Source organism: Cryobacterium sp. PH29-G1, from assembly GCF_030063365.1.
GTDB lineage: Bacteria > Actinomycetota > Actinomycetes > Actinomycetales > Microbacteriaceae > Cryobacterium.
Genome location: NZ_JASISY010000005.1, coordinates 247,667 through 266,529 on the forward strand (window position 1 = coordinate 247,667; position 18,863 = coordinate 266,529).

An 18,863-nucleotide genomic window follows, 5' to 3' on the forward strand; every position below is an offset into this window, starting at 1 on the left:
GGCTAAGGAGCTCACATGACCGAACCGAACGATGCACGCGTTGGCCTCTATATCGACTTCGACAACATTGTCATCTCGCGCTACCAACAGTTGCACGGCCGCAACGCCTTTCAGCGCGACGGTATCCGCGACTTTGACAAGTCGAGCCCGGATGCCGATCCCGAGGTCGCCGCACGGCTGGCCGCGGCGACGGTGGATTTCAACGCCATCATCGATTTCGCCGCGTCGTTCGGTGCTCTGGTCGTCAACCGGGCCTATGCGGACTGGTCAGTTCCGGTGAACGCGAACTACCAGCGCCAGCTCATGTCCCGCGCTGTTGACCTCACCCAGCTGTTCACTGCAACGACGCGGGGCACCAAAAACGGTGCCGACATCCGTCTCGCCGTTGACGTGGTTGAAGATCTCTTTCGTCTTCCCGACCTGACCCACGTGATCATCGTCGCCGGAGACTCGGATTACATTGCCCTGGCGCAGAAGTCGAAACGACTGGGTCGTTTCGTCGTGGGTATTGGCGTAGCCGGCTCGACCAGCACGTCGCTTGCAGCGGCCTGCGACGAATTCGAGGACTACGACTCGCTCCCCGGCATTGAGAAGGTCACCGCAACGCCTCCCCCGGCCACCACTACCACCACCGAGCGACGCCGGTCAGGCAGAAAGACAGCCGAGCCTGCCGAGTCCGTGGAGGCTGACGCCTCCTCAGCACCCGGAAAAACGCGCAAGCCAATGACGAACCCGATGTTTTCCCACACCGAGGACTCACAATTCGATGATTCGGAACCGGCTGAAGATACCGACCCGCAGACGGTTGCCACCGAGCTACTCGTGCGCGCCCTGCAAATCGGTCATTCCAAGGGCGACGCCGATGAGTGGCTCAACACCGGCACTGTGAAGAACCAGATGCGCCGGATGGACCCGTCCTTCAACGAGAAGCCGCTCGGCTACCGCTCATTCACCGACTTTCTCGCCTCGCGCAGCGACCTGGCCGAACTCCAAGAGGATGGCCCACACCGGCTGATTCGGTTGCGTCAGTAGCCAGTCAGGCTGCGGCGGTGGCCCCACCGTGCTGCACAGATCAAACCGGATGCCTGCACGGTCTCATCGCCGACAATGCAAAGAAGAAGCCTCGGTCAAGTGACCGAGGCTTCTTCTTTATTCACCCAGTTTGAGTTAGTGGCTGCTCAAAGCCGGTTCGTCAAACTGGTTGCTCGTGTTGTTCACGCCGCCAGCCTTGAGGGCTGCGGCACCGGCGAAGTACTCCTTGTGGTTATCACCGAGGTCAGATCCAGACATGTTCTGGTGCTTGACCGTGGCGATTCCCTCACGGATCTCGCGACGCTGCACGCCCTTGACGTAGGCGAGCATGCCCTGATCAGCGAAGTAGCCCTTGGCCAGGTCATCCGTTGAGAGTGCGGCCGTGTGGTACGTCGGCAGCGTGATGAGGTGGTGGAAGATACCCGCCTCTTTCGAACTGTCGCGCTGGAAGGTACGGATCTTCTCGTCGGCGTTCAAGGCCAATTCGGTCTCGTCGTAGTCAACGCTCATGAGCTTGGCGCGGTCGTAAGCCGACACGTCCTTACCCTCGGCAAGGAGTGCGTCGTAGGCCTGCTGACGGAAGTTCAGGGTCCAGTTGAACGACGGGCTGTTGTTGTAGACCAGCTTGGCGTTCGGGATGGCCTTACGAACCTCGTTCATCATGCCGGCGATCTGGCCGATGTGCGGCTTTTCGGTCTCGATCCACAGCAGGTCTGCACCGTTCTGCAGCGACGTGATGCTGTCGAGCACGCAGCGCGCCTCGCCGGTTCCGGCACGGAACTGGAACAGGTTGCTGGCCAGACGCTTCGGGCGAAGCAGCTTGCCGTCGCGCTTAATGACGACGTCGCCGTTGCCGAGGTCGGCTTCGGTGATCTCGTCGACGTCGAGGAAGGAGTTGTACTGGTCGCCGAGGTCTCCGGGCTGGTAGGTCACCGCGAGCTTCTGCGTGAGGCCGGCACCGAGCGAGTCGGTGCGCGAGACGATGATGCCGTTCTCTATCCCCAGTTCGAGGAACGCGTAGCGCACGGCGTTCAGCTTGGCAATGAAGTCTTCGTGAGGAACCGTAACCTTGCCGTCTTGGTGGCCACACTGCTTCTCGTCCGAGACCTGATTTTCGATCTGGATGGCGCAGGCGCCAGCCTCGATCATCTTCTTGGCGAGCAGGTACGTCGCCTCCGGGTTACCGAAACCGGCATCGATGTCGGCGATGATCGGCACAACGTGGGTCTCAAAGTTGTCGATCTGCGTCTGAATCGCGGCTGCCTTGGCGTCGTCGCCAACGATGCGAGCGTTGTCAAGACCGGTGAAAAGCAGGTCGAGCTCGCGAGCGTCGGCCTGGCGAAGGAAGGTGTAGATCTCCTCGACAAGGGCAGGAACCGTCGTCTTCTCGTGCATGGACTGGTCGGGGAGCGGGCCGAACTCGCTGCGCAGCGCCGCAACCATCCAACCGGAGAGGTACAGGTACCGCTTGTTCGTGGTCTTGAGGTGCTTCTTGATCGAGATCATCTTCTGCTGACCGATGAAACCGTGCCAGACACCCAGCGACTGGGTGTAAACGGAGGAATCGGCGTCGTACTCCCCCATGTCCTTGCGCATGATGTCGGCGGTGTACTGCGCGATCTCCAGGCCGGTCTTGAACCGGTTCTGGGCGCGCATGCGGGCGACGGACTCGGGATTGATGGCGTCCCAGCTGCTGCCAACCTGCTGCTTGAGAGCCTCAATGCTCTCGATGTCTTTCTGGTAGCCAGTCATATTCTTTCCTTCGACGTGTGAGTTGGGCTGAGCCGGGACTACTGACTCAACGTGCCGCTATCGGCTGCTAAATCAAGGTTGCCGCAAGAACAACCGGTCTTCTCAGGAAAGTTGCGCAGAAGAAGCACGATTCTTCTGCAATTGAAAAGAAATTCGTCAGAATGGGTCGATATCGGTCACGATGAACCCGCACGGAACAGCGCCCGCGAACGGTAGTGACCGGCGGTTTCAGAGCGCATCCAGCGGTTCAGAGCCCGCCCGGCGACTTCAGGCCGGCACCGCACAGCGGAACGACGACAGTTTCTGCCGTGAGCAGGGCGGCAGCCACCGCCCAGGTAGTGCTTGCGGCGTCGTACGTTTGGTCGACGGCGGCGCGCACCGCGGCGAAACACACCGCCGAGGTCGGCTCCACGAAGAGCCCCTCGTTGGCGAGTTCCTGGCGTGCGGTTGCGGTTTGCTGGTCGGTCACCGAAACGATGGTGCCGCCGGTAGCGCGTACGGCCCGCAGAATTTGCCGGCCTCGCGGCGGCGCCACAATGGCGATCCCCTCGGCGATGGTGGCGGCAGTGGGAACGACCGGTGGCACCTCGAGCCCCCGCGCCATCGCCTGTTCAAGCGGGGAACATGCCGCTGCCTGCACGGCGACGATCCGTGGCATCCGCTCGGCCAGCCCCGCGGCAACCAGTTCGGTGAAGGCGAGATAACAACCCAGCACCATGGTTCCGTTGCCGACCGGAACGACGACGGTTTGCGGCAGTGTGCGACCGTACTGTTCCCAGATCTCATAGCCGTAGGTTTTGACGCCGTGCAGAAAATATGGATGGTAAACGTGGCTGGCATACAGCACACCGTTCTGTCCCGCCGCTTGCAGGGCCGCCGCCGAGGTATCCGACCGCGAGCCTGGCACCAACTCAACAGTGGCACCGTGAGCGCGCATCTGCGCGAGCTTTCCGGGTGACGTGGATTCGGGAACGTACACAGTGCAGTGGATGCCGGCTCGCCCAAAATAGGCGGCCATCGCCGTGCCGGCGTTTCCGCTGCTATCGACCATGGCTTCGTCAACGCCCAGCCGCTTGGCCAGGGTCGCGAGCACGACGGCGCCGCGATCCTTGAAGGAAAGCGTCGGAAGCAGAAAATCGAGTTTGAGTTGCACCTGGCCAAGCGCCCGCGAGGGTACGAGCGGCGACAGTCCCTCGCCCAGCGTGACGGTGGTGTCGGCCGCAATCGGCAGGACCTCGGCATAGCGCCACAGCGACGCGGAACGCGCGGTCAAGGCTGCGAGATCGAGTGTGCCGACGAACGGCACCACATCCAGGACACCACCACAGGTGCACTGCCAGGCCAGGCTCTGCACCGGGTAGAGTGTCGCACATTCGGAACAGACAAGATCGGGAAGTTCAGTCACGCAGCACCTCGGCTTCCCGGTTTCCCGGCTGTTCAGATCAGACAACCGCTCCAGACTATCGGCCGAGCGCGGGTTCCGGCCGGGCGGGCTCGTGCGGGCCAGCGCGTGCCGTCGGCCACCCGATGCACGCAGCGCCGCAAAACCTCTCGATGCGTGTACGAAAACCAGGCGATCGGCATAGGACTACCGATGGGCGAGGTCGATGAATATTGTCGAAACGATGTCCGCCCGGCGCATACCGTCGGTATTGTGTGTGCATGCTGATCGAACATCGAGGTAGCTGCCCGACCGTGCACGAGTCCGCTTACATTGCGCCAACCGCTGTGGTCAGCGGCGACGTGACGGTTGGGGCTGGGGTACGCATCCTGCACGGCGCCGTGGTGACGGCCGAAGACGGTCCGGTCGTGCTGGGTGACAACGTGGTGGTGATGGAGAATGCTGTCATTCGGGGTCGCGCGGGGCATCCGTCGATCGTGGGCAACTCCGTCATGATCGGACCGCACGCGCACGTGAACGGGTCGACCATAGGAGCGGATGCCTTCATCGCGACGGGGGCCGCGTTGTTTCCCGGCTCGGTGATCGGCAAACGCGCCGAGATTCGCGTAAATGGTGTCGTGCAGATTCGGACCAGGCTGCACGATGGAGCGGTCGTGCCGATCGGCTGGGTGGCTGTCGGCGACCCCGCGCAAATTCTGTCGCCAGATCGTCACGACGAAATCTGGACAATTCAGCGTGGGCTCAATTTCTTGAGCACCGTTTACGGCGTGGGCCGGGACGAGTCGATGCGTGAGGTCATGTCTCAACAGTCCGACTTCTACGGTGCGCATCTGGACGATCGGGTAATCGGCCCTGACACCGACTGAGTCAGCATCGCCTTCAGTGTGGCCCTGATCCTGCGGGGGAATTCGGTGCAGCGGCAGCACGTCGCATCCGCACCACGTATGGTGGGCACATGATTATTCGGCGCTACTGGCGCATCGCGGTGTTCGCACCGATTGTAGGATTTCTCATCGCGGCGGTCGTGGCTATCGCCATGACCAATGCGGGCAGCGGGGAGAACGAATATCGATTCTGGTTTGTCGTGCGCTCCATGGCGAACTACGGCGTGATTGGACTCGTCATCGGGGCAGTCGCGTTGCTCGGCGGCCTCGCCGCCGTGGTCGTGTTCGATCGACAGCTCACGAGAACAACGCGCGTTCGCACGGCTCTGGCCGCTCTCGGGGCAACACTCGGCGTGGTGCTGCTTTCTGTCGTCATCGCGATCGTTCTCACGATGATGGATGCCGGGGCGTATTCCGGCATAACCATCGCCTTTGGCGTGGTATTCGGTGTGGCAGCAAGCGTCGTGGCTGCCGTCATGGTGTTGTATGCGGAACGGCAGAGCCGCCCGGCGAAGCCCGTCAGCTCAAGCAAGCACTAGGCACTTACAGACTTGCCGTTGCCGCCGGTAAGCCGCCTAGGCGGCAGCGAACCGTTTCGCCGAGCGCGCTTTAGCCTTGTCGGCCTCGACTTCACGGTTCTTCGGCGGTGCCGGGTCACGAGATCTTCCAGCAGGTGCCGCGAAATATGCGCGATCTCGTGCACCTCATCGTCCGTCGCTGCGGGCTCAAAATTATGCAGGACATGAATGTTTCGGCACATGCATTCAGGGTAGCCAGCCCTGTGGCCGGCTTCAAGACCCGGGCGTAGGATGCCCCTGTTCAGCCGGTTCGGACAGGAGGTGCGCTATGCCCGCGCCCAGATCAGACGTCACTCCGGCCGGCATCGCCGTGCGGCTGCGCGCTGCCGGCTGTGTCTTCGCCGAGGAAGAGGCCGACCTGCTGTTAACGGTCGATCAATCCCCGGCCGAGCTGAACGCCATGATCGACCGCCGCGTCGCGGGCCTGCCACTCGAGCAAATTCTCGGCTGGGCCGAATTCTGCGGCCTGCATATCGTGATCGATCCCGGCGTTTTTGTGCCGCGTCGGCGCACCGAATTTCTGGTGGCAGAGGCTCTGACGCTCTGTTCCCAAGACGCCGTCATCGTGGATCTCTGCTGCGGATCCGGCGCGGTCGCCACCGCACTGGCCACCACACTGGACACCACACTGGACACCACCCGGCCGGGACTACGACTGTTCGCCACCGACATCGATCCGGTGGCGGTGGCCTGTGCCAGGCGCAATCTGGCCGGACGCGGAGAAGTTTTCGAGGGAGATCTGTTCGCCCCGCTGCCTCCGTGGCTCGAGGGTCACGTAAACATCATCGTGGCCAACGCGCCCTATGTACCGACCGACGAAATCGCGCTCATGCCGGTCGAAGCCCGCAACTACGAGCCACGCGCCTCGGCCGATGGCGGCAACGACGGGCTTGACGTTCAGCGACGCATCGTTGCGAGCGCATCACACTGGCTCGCTCCGAGCGGATGTCTGCTCATCGAGACCGGGCAGCGTCAAGCGGCGCAGACGGCCGAGATCTTCGCCCGCCAGGGGCTGCTCCCCCACATCGCCAGGAACGATGATCTGGACTCAACTGTCGTTAGCGGCCGGGCTCCTGCCACCCAATAACCTTGCCGCGAACGATGTCGGGGCCAGTCTGCGTCGCGGCCACCTCCTGAGATATCTATACCAGGTGAAGGCCTCCGGTTCAACACGTGAGAAGTGACCGAATTTGCGCGCCCGCACAACGTGACGACCCAGTGAAATGCGGTACCACAAACTACGCTGGTGCAATGACTTCTGGCCCGATCACTCCCCCCATCGCCGCTCCCCTCGCCGCGCGAAGGCCGCACCGCCGCGTTCACCACGACGATGTCTATATCGATGACTATGAGTGGCTGCGCGACAAGGACAGCCCCGAGGTTATCGCGCACCTCGAGGCCGAAAATAGCTACACGGACGCCCGCACGGCCAACCAAGAGCCGCTGCGGAAGCAGATTTTCGACGAGATCAAGAACCGCACGCAGGAGACCGATCTCAGCGTGCCCGTTCGTCGTGGGGCGTACTGGTATTACACCCGCACGGTCGAGGGTCAGGAGTACGGCATCCACTGTCGCGCACCCATTAGCGGTCCCGACGACTGGTCCGCTCCCCTACTCGGTGATGCCGACCCCGCCAGTCCCGGTCTACCGGGCGAACAGGTGCTGCTCGATGACAATGCTGAAGCCGCAGGCCACGAATTCTTTTCACTGGGCAGCTTTGATCTAAGCGAAGACGGCACCCAGCTGCTCTACGCCGTCGACGTGGAGGGCGATGAGCGCTACACGATCCGGGTGCGCACCATCGCGACCGGTGAGAACCTGCCCGACGTCATTACGAACACCAGCGCCGGTGCCCTGTTCGATCCGAGCGGTCGCTACGTCTTTTACACCACCGTCGACGATGCCTGGCGGCCCGACACCGTGTGGCGGCATGAAATCGGCACCGCGCGCGACGCCGATACCAGCATTTTTCGTGAATCCGACGAGCGGTTCTGGGTGGGCGTGGGCATCACGCGCAGCCGCAAATTCCTCATGATCGAGGCCGGCTCGAGCGTCACAACCGAGTCCTGGGTGCTCAATGCAAGCGACCCGACCGGCGAGTTCGAAGTGGTCTGGCCCCGGCAGGACAACACCGAATATGACGTCGAACATGCCGTGATCGACAACGAAGACCGGCTGCTGATCGTGCACAACGGTGGTGGCGCCGTCAATTTTGAACTCGTCAGCGTGGCAGCACAAAACCCGCAGGGCGAACAGCGGATGCTTCTGCCGCACGACCCGAAGATCCGTCTCGAAGGCGTCGATGCCTTCGCCGATTTTCTCGTTGTGGAGTACCGCCGCGATGGGCTCACCCGCCTTGCCATCGACCGGCACGACGCGAGCGGCCTGACCGAACTCGACTTTGACGAGCCGTTGTTCGCTGTGGGTTCGGCCGGTAATCCGGAGTGGACGCAGCCGACCCTGCGGTTCGGCTTCACGAGCTTTGTCACGCCGTCAACCGTGTTCGACCTTGTCGTGGCGACGGGCGAGCGGCGCCTGCTCAAACAGCAGCCCGTACTCGGCGGCTACGACGCCGGGCGCTACGAGCAGCGCCGCGAGTGGGCCACCGCCGACGACGGCACCAGGGTGCCGATCTCGCTGGTCTATCGCCGCGACCTCGTCACGCCAGGCACGCCGGCCCCGACCTTGCTCTACGGCTATGGCTCCTACGAGCACAGCATCGACCCTGGATTCGGCATCGCTCGGCTCAGCCTGCTGGACCGCGGCATGGTCTTCGCTATTGCCCACGTGCGCGGCGGCGGTGAACTCGGCCGTACCTGGTATGAAAACGGCAAGACGACGACCAAGCGCAATACCTTCACCGACTTCGTGGCCTGCGCCCAACACCTCATCGACGCCGGATTCACCACCCCGGCGCAACTGGTCGCCGAGGGTGGCAGCGCCGGTGGCCTGCTCATGGGCGCCGTCGCCAATCTCGCACCCGAGCTCTTCGCCGGCATCCTCGCCGAGGTGCCGTTCGTTGATGCCCTCACCTCGATGCTCGATCCCGCCCTGCCGTTGACCGTGATCGAGTGGGACGAATGGGGCAACCCACTGCACGACGCCGAGGTGTACGCCTACATGAAGTCGTACTCCCCCGTCGAGAACGTACGCGCCGTCAGCTACCCGCCGATTATGGCCGTGACCAGCCTGAATGACACCCGCGTGCTCTACGTTGAACCGGCCAAATGGGTTGCCAAGTTGCGTGAAGTGGGCGCGGATGCCCTACTCAAGACCGAAATGTCCGCCGGCCACGGCGGCGTTTCCGGTCGGTACAGCGCCTGGCACGAACGTGCGTTCAACTACGCCTGGATACTCGGCGCCGCCGGCCTGAATCCGTCCGAGAGCGACAGTTAGGGGAATGTCGGATTCTGCGGGTACCCCGGCGAACGGGTCCGATCAGACACCGGCCTGGAAGCGCCTGGTACTGCCGCCGGAGCAGCCGCGCGGGGCATCCGCTCTGCCTAGAATCGGCAACTTCGGGCAGCCGCGGCCGGTGGCGACCGGGCCCAAGGTGCCGATGGGGCTGCAGTTCGAGCTGCGCGAGCAGACCCCGCGCACGAACGACCGGTGGCGCGGGCCGACAGCCAAGCCGGTGAAAGCGCTCCTGGCCGGGCACGGCGAGTTTCGGCTCGGCGTGCGTCCGGTCATTCAGAACGCCAACGGCAACTGGGTACGCAGCAACGTCACCTGGAGCCACCTCGCCTTTCAACTGAACCGGTTCAACCTCGACCCCGAACACCACCGCTGGATCTCACAGTTCGCCGCGCTCTACAAGGCCGTGCGTGAGGTCTACACCAGCCAGGAAACCGATTGGATCTACCTCGACAATTTCACCAGCCCGCTGCTCTGGCCACTGCTGCGCGAAGCCGAGCAGCTGGGCATCGGCTTCGTCGGCAACAAGAAAGACGTCGTCGTGCGGGTCGCCTCGCTCGCCGAGGTCAGTCTCGACGCCTCCCAAACGGATGCGGCCGGCCCGCTGACCCTGCAAGCCCGGCTGCACATCGACGGGGTCGGGCACGCGCTCGAGGCCGCCGGGATCATCGCCGGCCACGGGGTCTACAGCGTGCGCTTTGGCACGCCAACGGTGTTCACGCTGGCACCGACGTCGGGTCCGCTGAGCGGTGAACAGCGTCACCTGATCGCGCAGGTTGCAGCGGCCACGGTTCCCGCGGGCGATACCGCCGAGTTTCTCGACGAGGTCTACCCCGCCTTGCAGCGCCGGGTCGCCGTAACCAGCACGGATTCCACGGTGCGTTTTCCCGAGGTTATGCCCGAGAATTTTGAGCGCACCGAGGTTCCTCACCTCGTGATCACGACGGTGGAGACCGACCAGCGGGACTGGTTCGACCTGGGCGTCGTCGTGACGGTCGGTGCCATCACCGTGCCGTTCGGTCCGCTGTTCAAGGCGCTGGCGAAGGGCCAAACCCGGTTGAAACTCGTCGACAACAGCTATCTCTCGCTCGAACAGCCCGAGTTTGAGCAGCTGCACGAGCTGATCGACGAAGCCCGCGCCCTGCGGGAATGGGAGACCGGCCTGCGCATCAGCCGCTACCAGGCCAGCCTGTGGAGCGATTTTGAGGATCTCGCCGACGAGACCGTGCCTGCAGTGTCCTGGCGCGCCGCTGCCGCGGGCCTCACCGACCTCAGCGGGGTCGACGCGATTGCGCTGCCCGACGGTGTGCACGCGACCCTTCGTGCGTACCAGCAGGAGGGGTTCGCCTGGCTCGCTTTTCTCTGGAAGCACCAGCTTGGCGGGGTGCTCGCCGACGATATGGGGCTCGGCAAAACCTTGCAGACCCTGGCCATGCTGGTGCACGCGAGCGCCTCGGGGGCTGGGCCGTTTTTGGTCGTGGCACCGACATCCGTTGTGGCGAACTGGCTGAACGAGGCGACCCGGTTCACGCCGGGGCTGCGCGTGCGCACCCTCACCGCCACCGAATCCAAGAGCCGCCTCCCCTTAGCGGATGCCGCGGCCGACGTCGACGTGATCGTCACCTCGTATGCGCTGTTCCGTCTCGATTTCGAGGCGTATCAGGCGGTGCACTGGGCCGGCCTCATTCTCGACGAGGCACAGTTCGTGAAAAACCGCACGAGTCGGGCGTATGCCTGCGCCAAGGAGCTGAACACGCCATTCAAGGTGGCCATCACCGGCACCCCGCTGGAGAACAACCTGATGGATCTCTGGTCGTTGTTCAGCATCGTCGCGCCGGGATTGTTCGCGTCATCGCGCAAGTTCATTGAAGATTACGTGCGGCCCGTGACCCGCGGCGAGAGCCCGGAACGGCTCGCGAAGTTACGTCGCCGCATCCGCCCGCTGCTGCTGCGCCGTACCAAGGAGGTCGTGGCGCGCGACCTGCCGCCCAAACAGGAGCAGGAGCTGCAGATCGCGCTGAATCCCGCGCACCAAAAGCTCTATGACACGTTTTTGCAGCGTGAACGGCAGAAATTATACGGACTCATCGACGAACTCGATAAGAACCGGTTCATCATCTTTCGCTCACTCACCCTGCTGCGACTGCTGAGTCTGGATGCTTCCCTCGTCGACCCGAAGTATGCCGGCATGCGCTCGAGCAAGCTGGACGCCCTGTTCGAACAGCTCGACGATGTCATCACCGAGGGACACAAGGCCCTCATCTTCAGCCAGTTCACGTCGTTTTTGAAGCTCGCAGCCGCCCGGCTCGACGCGCAGGGCGTGCCGTATTGCTACCTCGACGGGTCCACACTGCGGCGGAGCGAAGTGATCGACCGCTTCAAAAGCGGGGCGGCCCCGGTGTTTCTGATCAGCCTGAAAGCCGGCGGCTTCGGCCTCAACCTCACCGAGGCCGACTACGTTTTTCTACTCGACCCGTGGTGGAATCCGGCGACGGAGGCGCAGGCCGTCGACCGCACCCACCGCATCGGCCAAACCCGCAATGTGATGGTTTACCGGCTGGTTGCCACCGGCACCATCGAGGAGAAGGTCATGGCGTTAAAGGCACAGAAGGCGCAGTTGTTCACCGCGGTACTCGACGACGACGCTATGTTCAGCACCGCACTCACCGCCGACGATATTCGCGGCCTGATCGAGCCCTAAACGGCGCTCGAAGCCGCCCACAGGTTGATGCCGTTGTCGACGGCGTGCACGTCGATGGCCGCCAACTCCTCCGCACTGAATTCGAGATTCTGCAGTGCCCCCACGTTCGACTCCAGCTGGGCCACCGATGAGGCCCCGACGAGCGCGCTGGTCACCTCGGAGTTGCGCAACACCCAGGCCAGGGCCAGCTGCGCGAGCGACTGACCGCGCGCGGACGCGATCTCCGTAAGGGCGCGAATGTGGGTCAGCGCTTCCTCGCTCACCATGGCTTTGTTCGCCGATCCGTCTCGGGCAACCCGGGAGTCCGCCGGGATACCGGCGAGGTAGCGGTCAGTGAGCAGCCCCTGAGCGAGCGGCGAGAACGCGATGCAACCGGCGCCGATATCTTCGAGGGTGTCGAGCAGGTCGTCTTCGACCCACCTGTTGAACATTGAATATGAGGGCTGGTGAATCAGCAACGGCGTGCCCAGATCAGCCAAAATGGCCGCTGCTTCCCTGGTGCGTTCGGGCGAGTAAGACGAGATTCCGGCGTACAGCGCGCGGCCACTCGTAACCGCAGTGTGCAGCGCCCCCATGGTTTCCTCGAGCGGGGTATCCGGGTCGGCACGGTGAGAGTAGAAGATGTCGACGTAGTCCACTCCCATCCGCGACAGCGACTGGTCCAGGCTCGACAAGAGGTATTTGCGGCTGCCGAAGTTGCCGTACGGGCCCGGCCACATGTCGTAGCCGGCCTTGGTCGAAAGCACGAGCTCATCGCGGTGACTCTTAAAGTCCTCGCGATACAGCTGGCCGAAGTTTGTTTCGGCTGCCCCGTAGGGCGGACCGTAGTTGTTCGCGAGGTCGAAGTGAGTGATGCCGAGGTCGAAAGCCCGACGCAGGATGGCTCGCTGCGTTGCGAGCGGCTTGTCGTCGCCGAAGTTCTGCCACAGGCCAAGCGAAATAGCGGGAAGTTTGAGGCCACTGCGCCCGATGCGACGGTATGGCAGGGAATCGTAGCGTGATTCGTTCGGAAGATACGTCATCCGATTATCATTCCATTCTTTGCGCGAAGATCGAGTAGCGGTGTGTCATCGGCTAGACCACCCCTGCAACGTCGAGCGCTTCGCCGCCAGGCGCGGGACCGCGCCGGTCGGCATCGACATGATCGCGCAGGTAGCCGGCGAATCCCGCCGGAGTTCGTCCCACCCGTCGCCCCGACGTTAAGACCGGAATCAGTGCTGTTTGCACCTCGGTAACGCCATTGTCGCGCAGGGCGGCCACCAGACGCACGTCTTCATCGCGGTCGACCGGGGCAAACCCTCCGGCGGCCAAATACCGATCCGCGCGCACACCCAGGTTGGCGCCGTGAACGTGCGGATGCCCCTCACCAATCGCGTGCAGTACCTCCCAGCGGGCCAGCTCGTGCGCGGCCAGATCATCGTCGGGCTGCACCGTTCCCAGTACGAGCTCGGCACCGTTTCGGGCGAGGGCCAGCTGGGTGACAAGCCAGTTCGGCGGCACGGCCGAGTCCGCGTCGGTGTTGGCGATCCAGATGCCTTCTGCCGCTGGCGCGGCTCCCGGCCCGCGCAGGGCGCGTGCAATCCCATCGCGACGGGCTATGCCCACGGCGCCGGCATCAATCTCAATGCGCACGAAGTCAGACCAGTGTGCGGCCACACGGGCCGACAAGTCGGTGCACCGGTCGAGGACGAGCAGGACCGACACGGCTGGACGGTCCGGTTGGGGGGCCTCCTTGAGTGCATCGATCGCCACCGTCAGAGCGGACAGGCAGCGTGGCAGCAGTACCTCTTCGTCGCGCACCGGCACCACAATCGTGACGAAATCAATGCTCGGCGGGTGCCGTGGCACCGAGCCTGCGCCCGCGTTGTTGTTCACGGAACGAGGCCGTCGCGCTGGGCCACCGACAGGGCCGGCCGCGGTTCATAAACTTCAAGAATGAAGTCCCGCTCGAGGTGATGCACGGTGCGCTGGAGCCCGACGACATGGGTGAGCTGGGCGTGCACGGCGTCGCCGGTCAGCGGATACTCCGTCACCGGATGCCGCCAGTGACAAGCCACGAGCGCCCCACCGGGGGCGAGACTGGCTCGGCACCGTTCAAGCAGGCGGCGTAGGTCAGTGGTTGAGCAGTAGTAGCCCACCTCAGACAGCACGATCAGGTCGAAGGACCCAGCCGGCCAGTCCCCCGGCACCGTGCGGCGCTCGAATGTCACACCGGGTTGCCCGGCCAACCGTTCTCTGGCCCGAACAAGCGGCTGTTCAACCAGATCGATTCCCAACACCGTGTCGCACCGCGTGGCGAGCTCGGCGGTCAGCACTCCGATCGAGCAGCCGAGTTCGAGCGCCGCAGCGAAACGCTGCCGCGGCAGTGCCGCCATCAACGCGGATCTCTTGCGTCGCTCGTACCACCGGGATTCAAACCCCCACGGGTCTACTCCGGAGGCGTAGATGTCGTCGAAGAATCCGGCAGTGAGAGTCTGATTCGATTCGGCCGTGGCCGGCACACCGCTCCGCCCTGTTCGAGCATTCCCGGGCAGCGCCTTCGCAACGAACGCGCTCAGTCTGATCTCGAGCAGCGTTTCGTAGTCCCGCGCGAAGTGCGCCCGAAAGCCGGCCGGCACGATGGCCTCATCGCCCGGTGCATCCGATAGGGCGCCCACTTGGCTGCGGTGCAACGCGAGAGCCCGAGCTTTGGCCTTGCGTTCGGCGGCCACCAGCTCGAACAGGCGCACGGTCTCGCCGGACCAGACCACAGCGTCCGGGGTCGACCAGTGCCACGCCCAGATGGGATATTCGAATAGCCGCGCGCTGCTCGTGCGGGCGGCTCGTTCAGCGGCAGCACTCGCCGCGGCGTGATCCGGATGCCCATCGGCCCGCCACGGCGCCACGACCCAGGTTGAGTCGCCCGCATCGCCGATCGCTTCCACGATGGCCGTCGCTGCGGTATCGACGTGGTCCGCGAGGCTGCCGTCGGGAAGCTCCAAAAGGTGAACGTGGGCGTTCGGGGCCAGCTGAGCGAGAGCATCCGTCACTTCAATGCGACGGATCTGCGCGAGTCGAGCCGCATCATGGGTGGGTGATTGCGGATGCGACGCCTCACCATTACTGAGCACGACGACCTCGATCGGCAGTCCGAGCCCGGCCACATGGGCGATGAGCCCACCCACACCGAGGCTCTCGTCGTCGGGATGAGCCGACACGACGACCAGGCGTGCCAGTCCGTCCAGACCCAATGAGCTGAAACGATCGGGCCAGCGAGCTGCCTCCCACATCTTCTCGGGTGTTCCGCTGTCGGAGTGACTGAACGTCACCATGGTGCACTCCCCCTCGTGGTAAGAATCCGGCCGAGTGCGGCGTCATCGCGTTCGGCATGGTGCTGGCGCACGTACAGCTGCAAATCGGCCACCCGCTGAGCGTGCCGCGCGTCGAGAGCCAACGGCGCCGGTCCGAGCGCATGCCCGATGTGGAATATAACCTCGTCGACCGTTCGGGCGACGATTCCCCGCACGCGCGCCGCGAGCAGGGATCCGGCCGGCCCATCCGCTTCACCGGCATCGATAGCCGTTGCCGCCGTCGCGAGCGAAGCCTGGGACGCGCTAATGGCCACGTCAACGGCGCCGAGGTGGGCGAGGGCAATCTGGTCGGGGGTTCGGTCTTGCGTGGAGGCGTAAAGCGTGCGAGCCATCCCGACGGCACCACCCCACCACACGGCGGCGACACCGATACCACCCCACGCGAATCCCGAACGTTGCAGATACCAGCCGTCGCCACCGATCGGGTCGGCGACGACGTTGGAGAAGTCAACTGGACCGCTAGCCACCTGGGCCAGGCCGCGCGCTACCCACGACTCGTCATGCACGCTGATCCCGATTTGGCGCAAGTCAACGGCGAACAACCGACGGCGTGCCTCACCGTCTGATGGCGTCACGTGGGCCGTTACGAGCGCGTGCGACAGCAGCCCGGCAAGCGAACACCACGGTTTGGTGCCGTTGAGCCGCCAACCGCCACCGCTAACCCGGGTCGCGGTGAGGGCAGTGCCGGAACTCTCAGCAGCGAACACGCCCCAGGTCTGGTCTGGCCGGGCGCCGTCGCCGGCTTGCTCCAGGATGGCCAGAGCATCGAGGTGTGCCTCAGCCACTCGTGCCGCTGTAAGGTCCGCGGCCGCGAGCGTCGACAGGGTGTCAAAGAGCTGCGTCGTGCGCCCTTCCCCCGGGCGGGGAACGAAAGCGAGCCTGCTCGTGAGCGCCACAGCACGCCGTGCGTCACCATTGACGGCGCCCGCTGCCGCGGCAAGATCGTTGCGATCGCGAAGCGGATCGGCGTTGCGCAGGTTCGATTCAAGCTTCATGACACCCTCCTCGCCCACCCGCCCGCGTCCGGATCAGCGCGCGTCAGGATGCTTTGGAGGCGGACTTCAGCGCGGCCCGCTTGCGCGGCTTGCGATTCTCCGCGCTGACCATCCAGGAGTACTGCTCAAGTTTTTCGATGAAGGCGTGCAGAATGTCGGCGCTCGTCGGGTCCTCCTCATCGACTTCATCGTGCACCTTGCGCATATTGTCGACCGCGGCATCGAGCCTTTCGGTGATGAGAGTCACCGTTTCAGCCGTATCTACCTCGCCGTCGGGGAACTTCGGCAGGTGGGTTGTTTTCGTGACCGTCTCACTGCGGCCGTCCGGCATCGCATCGAGGGCACGCATCCGCTCGGCAACTTCGTCGGAGAATTCGCGAGCGTCAAGGATGATTTCGTCGAGCTGCAGGTGCAGATCACGAAAGTTCTTGCCGACCACGCTCCAGTGCGCTTGCTTGCCCTGAACGTGCAACTCGATCAGGTCGACCAGAACGGACTGGAGGTTGTTGCTGAGGGTTTCGGAGGCGTGCATGGGTGCCCTTTCAGGTCAGAAATTATCAGTAGCTGGGGAACATCGTCGCGACCATATCACCGCCCGACGATGTGGGCCACACTGTCGAGGCCACCGCGGACCACACACCCGACGTGGGGTCCGTGGCAGGCGGAGTCGGCCCACCGTCAATTCACAGCATGTGCCCTTGCCCCACCCAGCTATCAGGTTTCGCGTGGCGGCCGAGGCTTGCTGTACTTCTTGTGTGCGGTCTGCGGGGCAGTGCCGAGGATGCGCGCGATGTCGGCCCACGAGCATCCGCCGTCGCGCATCGCGTTGACCGCCGCCGTGACGCGCAGATTGATCTCCGCCCGGTCACGCACTGCGCGTTCCAGTTCACGTTCGAGGGCACGGTAGGGACGCGGGATGTGCGGGACCGGTTCTTCTTCTGCGGGAACAGCGGAGGCGAATTCGTTCGCCTGGTCCGGGGCACTACTAGTCATCGGCAACCTTTCCATACTGCAATGTAGGCCCGGGGAATGACTGCGTCAACGGGTCATCGCAAACATGTTGACGCACCCGTCTAAAATCGCGGTGGCATCCCTTCGAACGTGCGTGCGCGTATGGCAGAATCGTCTGCATGACTCTCCAGCGGCATCCCGGCACCGTCATTTCCGTCAGCCGCGACCACGAACACCGCTTCAGCAAGCCGGCGGTCGAGAGCATCCGCTTATTGGCCGGAATTGGCGTGGAGGGCGACTCGCACGCGGGCGCAACGGTGCAGCATCGCTACGCGAAGCAGCGCACCCCATCGGCGCCAAACCTCTGTCAGGTGCATTTCATGGCCGCTGAGCTGTTCGATGACCTGGCGGCGACCGGATACCCGGTGCTGCCGGGCGAACTCGGCGAGAATGTGACGACCGCCGGGATCGATCTGATGACCCTTCCGCTCGGTACCCGCCTCGAGCTGGGTGCCGAAGCTGTCGTTGTCATCACCGGTATGCGCAGCCCCTGCTCGCTGATCAACGGCTACCAACAGGGTTTAATGAAGCAGCTCATCAGCACGGATGCCGCTGGCACCGTTCAGCGTCGCGGCGGCATCATGGGCGTTGTTGTTACCGGCGGCGTCGTGCACCCGGGTGACGCCATCCGGATCGAGCTGCCCGTCGGCGAGCAGCTGCCCCTCGGCGTGGTCTAGGCCCGCCCATCCCCCGCGGGCCCCCGCCTACGAGCGGCCCAACTCAAGCCGGGCCCACCTTACGCAACTGGGCCCACGATAGATCATGGGCCCAGTTTCCGGGCCCGGGCCCGGGCAGAAGTGCAGGTGCGGGAGAAGTGCAGGTGCGGACGGGGCTACTGGGCTTCGGCGGAGGTGTGGAACCAGGGCGGGTAGACCGCTACCTTGGGCTTGAACGAGCTGGCCTTCAAGATTCCGCGAACGGTTTCGCGGACATTGTCGTTGCAGACGCCGATGAGCGTGATCAGTTCGATCGGCACGGCGTCGGGCACGAGCAGTTCGGCTTCGACAAGCATCGCGCCGTCGGCTTCCGCGCGCAGGGTCTGCAGCATGCGCTCGGCGGTGGCCGGAGTGGCCCCGAAGCGGGTCAGCGTTCCGGCGGCGTCGCCGTTGGTGACGGCGACCATGCTCGGCACGAGCGGGGTCTCGTCGTCGGTGGCGGCGGCATCCGTCGCGGCGAGAGCCTGAACGCCCTCGTTGATCTTTTTGACCGTGCTGACCAGCATGACGAAGTCGAAGGCTTCGGAGCCGTGGGCGTCGAGGGCGAGGCGCAGATCTGCTGCCTCAGCGCGAACGCTTTCCCAAACGGTGGCATTCGGCGACAGGAAGAACGGCACGTATTCAGCAACGCTCCGGCCATCGCCGGCGACACGGGCGTCGCGGCGCAGCTCGCGTGTTGCCGGAGTCGAAATATCAACGGTGGGACGCGTCGTGAGAGCCGCGTTGGCGAGCAGACGCCCGCCTTGCAGGATGGCGGCCAGGTTGCTGATGTGGGTGAGGTGATAAACGCGCTGTTCATCAACGTTGTCGGTCGAGACCTTTTCGGCACGCACCGGTCGGGGCGCACCGGGCACCCGAACCGCGCGAACCGCGCGGGCGGGCGGCGTGACCGCTGTTGGCAGTGGATCCCGCAGCGAGGACAGCTTCGGTGCGCGGGTCTTCTTCACCGGCGTAGCGGGCTCAGTTACAATTTTCGGAAAGCACAGGGCGCACAAATCGCCCTCGAGTCCGTGGATGCATTCGTCGTC

16 protein-coding genes and 1 pseudogene are annotated in these 18,863 nt (G+C 64.2%); 7 read left to right on the forward strand and 10 right to left on the reverse strand.

Annotation, left to right across the window (positions count from 1 at the left end):
- Positions 1 to 15 precede the first annotated feature (15 nt).
- Positions 16 to 1,032 (forward strand): NYN domain-containing protein, encoded by a 1,017-nt coding sequence (locus QMK22_RS09260; protein ID WP_283497331.1) that lies wholly within the window; start codon positions 16 to 18, stop codon positions 1,030 to 1,032.
- A gap of 135 nt (positions 1,033 to 1,167) precedes the next feature.
- Here QMK22_RS09260 and QMK22_RS09265 read toward each other — a convergent pair whose 3' ends face one another.
- Positions 1,168 to 2,784 carry an isocitrate lyase gene (locus QMK22_RS09265; protein WP_283497332.1) on the reverse strand — a complete coding sequence of 539 codons (1,617 nt, stop codon included), beginning with the start codon at positions 2,782 to 2,784 and terminating at the stop codon, positions 1,168 to 1,170.
- Between the two features lie 247 nt (positions 2,785 to 3,031).
- Positions 3,032 to 4,189, reverse strand: coding sequence for a threonine synthase (locus tag QMK22_RS09270; RefSeq protein WP_283497333.1), 1,158 nt, complete (start codon positions 4,187 to 4,189; stop codon positions 3,032 to 3,034).
- Positions 4,190 to 4,446: 257 nt separating this feature from the next.
- Here QMK22_RS09270 and QMK22_RS09275 point away from each other — a divergent pair, with 257 nt between their 5' ends.
- Together QMK22_RS09275 and QMK22_RS09280 are read left to right on the forward strand one after the other, a co-directional pair.
- Positions 4,447 to 5,052, forward strand: coding sequence for a gamma carbonic anhydrase family protein (locus QMK22_RS09275; RefSeq protein WP_283497334.1), 606 nt, complete (start codon positions 4,447 to 4,449; stop codon positions 5,050 to 5,052).
- An 89-nt stretch (positions 5,053 to 5,141) separates the two neighbouring features.
- Positions 5,142 to 5,609: a hypothetical protein gene (locus QMK22_RS09280; RefSeq protein WP_283497335.1), complete on the forward strand. Its 468-nt coding sequence runs from the start codon at positions 5,142 to 5,144 to the stop codon at positions 5,607 to 5,609.
- Between the two features lie 36 nt (positions 5,610 to 5,645).
- Here QMK22_RS09280 and QMK22_RS09285 read toward each other — a convergent pair.
- Positions 5,646 to 5,830, reverse strand: a pseudogene (locus tag QMK22_RS09285) (DUF2277 domain-containing protein).
- Between the two features lie 86 nt (positions 5,831 to 5,916).
- Here QMK22_RS09285 and QMK22_RS09290 point away from each other — a divergent pair.
- The 3 genes from QMK22_RS09290 (at position 5,917) to QMK22_RS09300 (ending at position 11,763) form a co-directional block, all read left to right on the forward strand.
- Complete coding sequence (locus QMK22_RS09290) at positions 5,917 to 6,735, forward strand: putative protein N(5)-glutamine methyltransferase (RefSeq protein ID WP_283497336.1); 819 nt, start codon at positions 5,917 to 5,919, stop codon at positions 6,733 to 6,735.
- A 164-nt stretch (positions 6,736 to 6,899) separates the two neighbouring features.
- Positions 6,900 to 9,044, forward strand: a complete 2,145-nt coding sequence (locus QMK22_RS09295; RefSeq protein ID WP_283497337.1) for a S9 family peptidase — start codon at positions 6,900 to 6,902, stop codon at positions 9,042 to 9,044.
- A 4-nt stretch (positions 9,045 to 9,048) separates the two neighbouring features.
- A complete protein-coding gene (locus QMK22_RS09300; RefSeq protein ID WP_283497338.1) occupies positions 9,049 to 11,763 on the forward strand; it encodes a DEAD/DEAH box helicase in 2,715 nt (904 codons plus the stop codon).
- Here QMK22_RS09300 and mgrA read toward each other — a convergent pair.
- The 6 genes from mgrA to QMK22_RS09330 form a co-directional block, all read right to left on the reverse strand.
- The gene (gene mgrA, locus QMK22_RS09305) at positions 11,760 to 12,785 is read right to left on the reverse strand and encodes an L-glyceraldehyde 3-phosphate reductase (RefSeq protein ID WP_283497339.1); all 1,026 of its coding nucleotides are present in this window, start codon (positions 12,783 to 12,785) and stop codon (positions 11,760 to 11,762) included. The two genes, QMK22_RS09300 and mgrA, sit on opposite strands and share 4 nt — an antisense overlap.
- A gap of 52 nt (positions 12,786 to 12,837) precedes the next feature.
- Positions 12,838 to 13,638 carry a glycosyltransferase family 2 protein gene (locus tag QMK22_RS09310; protein ID WP_283497340.1) on the reverse strand — a complete coding sequence of 267 codons (801 nt, stop codon included), beginning with the start codon at positions 13,636 to 13,638 and terminating at the stop codon, positions 12,838 to 12,840.
- Positions 13,635 to 15,074 (reverse strand): PIG-L family deacetylase, encoded by a 1,440-nt coding sequence (locus QMK22_RS09315; RefSeq protein WP_283497341.1) that lies wholly within the window; start codon positions 15,072 to 15,074, stop codon positions 13,635 to 13,637. Before QMK22_RS09315 ends, QMK22_RS09310 begins: the two co-directional genes overlap by 4 nt.
- Positions 15,068 to 16,108: an acyl-CoA dehydrogenase family protein gene (locus tag QMK22_RS09320; protein ID WP_283497342.1), complete on the reverse strand. Its 1,041-nt coding sequence runs from the start codon at positions 16,106 to 16,108 to the stop codon at positions 15,068 to 15,070. Before QMK22_RS09320 ends, QMK22_RS09315 begins: the two co-directional genes overlap by 7 nt.
- Before the next feature lie 43 nt (positions 16,109 to 16,151).
- The gene (locus tag QMK22_RS09325) at positions 16,152 to 16,640 is read right to left on the reverse strand and encodes a Dps family protein (RefSeq protein WP_283497343.1); all 489 of its coding nucleotides are present in this window, start codon (positions 16,638 to 16,640) and stop codon (positions 16,152 to 16,154) included.
- Between the two features lie 182 nt (positions 16,641 to 16,822).
- On the reverse strand, positions 16,823 to 17,101 hold the full coding sequence (locus QMK22_RS09330; protein WP_283497344.1) for a helix-turn-helix domain-containing protein: 279 nt from the start codon (positions 17,099 to 17,101) through the stop codon (positions 16,823 to 16,825).
- A gap of 137 nt (positions 17,102 to 17,238) precedes the next feature.
- On the opposite strand from QMK22_RS09330, the gene QMK22_RS09335 reads away from it, so the two are divergent.
- Positions 17,239 to 17,796 carry an MOSC domain-containing protein gene (locus QMK22_RS09335; RefSeq protein WP_283497345.1) on the forward strand — a complete coding sequence of 186 codons (558 nt, stop codon included), beginning with the start codon at positions 17,239 to 17,241 and terminating at the stop codon, positions 17,794 to 17,796.
- Positions 17,797 to 17,951: 155 nt separating this feature from the next.
- On the opposite strand, the gene QMK22_RS09340 is transcribed toward QMK22_RS09335, so the two are convergent.
- Positions 17,952 to 18,782, reverse strand: coding sequence for a DarT ssDNA thymidine ADP-ribosyltransferase family protein (locus QMK22_RS09340; protein ID WP_283497347.1), 831 nt, complete (start codon positions 18,780 to 18,782; stop codon positions 17,952 to 17,954).
- Between the last annotated feature and the right edge of the window lie 81 nt (positions 18,783 to 18,863).

Bases quoted from the DNA above. Each gene is read 5' to 3' on its own strand.
- QMK22_RS09275 (WP_283497334.1), top strand. From the start codon at position 4,447: ATGCTGATCGAACATCGAGGTAGCTGCCCGACCGTGCACGAGTCCGCT.
- QMK22_RS09280 (WP_283497335.1), top strand. From the start codon at position 5,142: ATGATTATTCGGCGCTACTGGCGCATCGCGGTGTTCGCACCGATTGTA.
- QMK22_RS09330 (WP_283497344.1), bottom strand. From the start codon at position 17,101: ATGACTAGTAGTGCCCCGGACCAGGCGAACGAATTCGCCTCCGCTGTT.
- QMK22_RS09300 (WP_283497338.1), top strand. From the start codon at position 9,049: ATGTCGGATTCTGCGGGTACCCCGGCGAACGGGTCCGATCAGACACCG.
- QMK22_RS09320 (WP_283497342.1), bottom strand. From the start codon at position 16,108: ATGAAGCTTGAATCGAACCTGCGCAACGCCGATCCGCTTCGCGATCGC.
- QMK22_RS09260 (WP_283497331.1), top strand. From the start codon at position 16: ATGACCGAACCGAACGATGCACGCGTTGGCCTCTATATCGACTTCGAC.
- QMK22_RS09295 (WP_283497337.1), top strand. From the start codon at position 6,900: ATGACTTCTGGCCCGATCACTCCCCCCATCGCCGCTCCCCTCGCCGCG.
- QMK22_RS09290 (WP_283497336.1), top strand. From the start codon at position 5,917: ATGCCCGCGCCCAGATCAGACGTCACTCCGGCCGGCATCGCCGTGCGG.
- QMK22_RS09265 (WP_283497332.1), bottom strand. From the start codon at position 2,784: ATGACTGGCTACCAGAAAGACATCGAGAGCATTGAGGCTCTCAAGCAG.
- QMK22_RS09325 (WP_283497343.1), bottom strand. From the start codon at position 16,640: ATGCACGCCTCCGAAACCCTCAGCAACAACCTCCAGTCCGTTCTGGTC.
- mgrA (WP_283497339.1), bottom strand. From the start codon at position 12,785: ATGACGTATCTTCCGAACGAATCACGCTACGATTCCCTGCCATACCGT.
- QMK22_RS09315 (WP_283497341.1), bottom strand. From the start codon at position 15,074: ATGGTGACGTTCAGTCACTCCGACAGCGGAACACCCGAGAAGATGTGG.
- QMK22_RS09335 (WP_283497345.1), top strand. From the start codon at position 17,239: ATGACTCTCCAGCGGCATCCCGGCACCGTCATTTCCGTCAGCCGCGAC.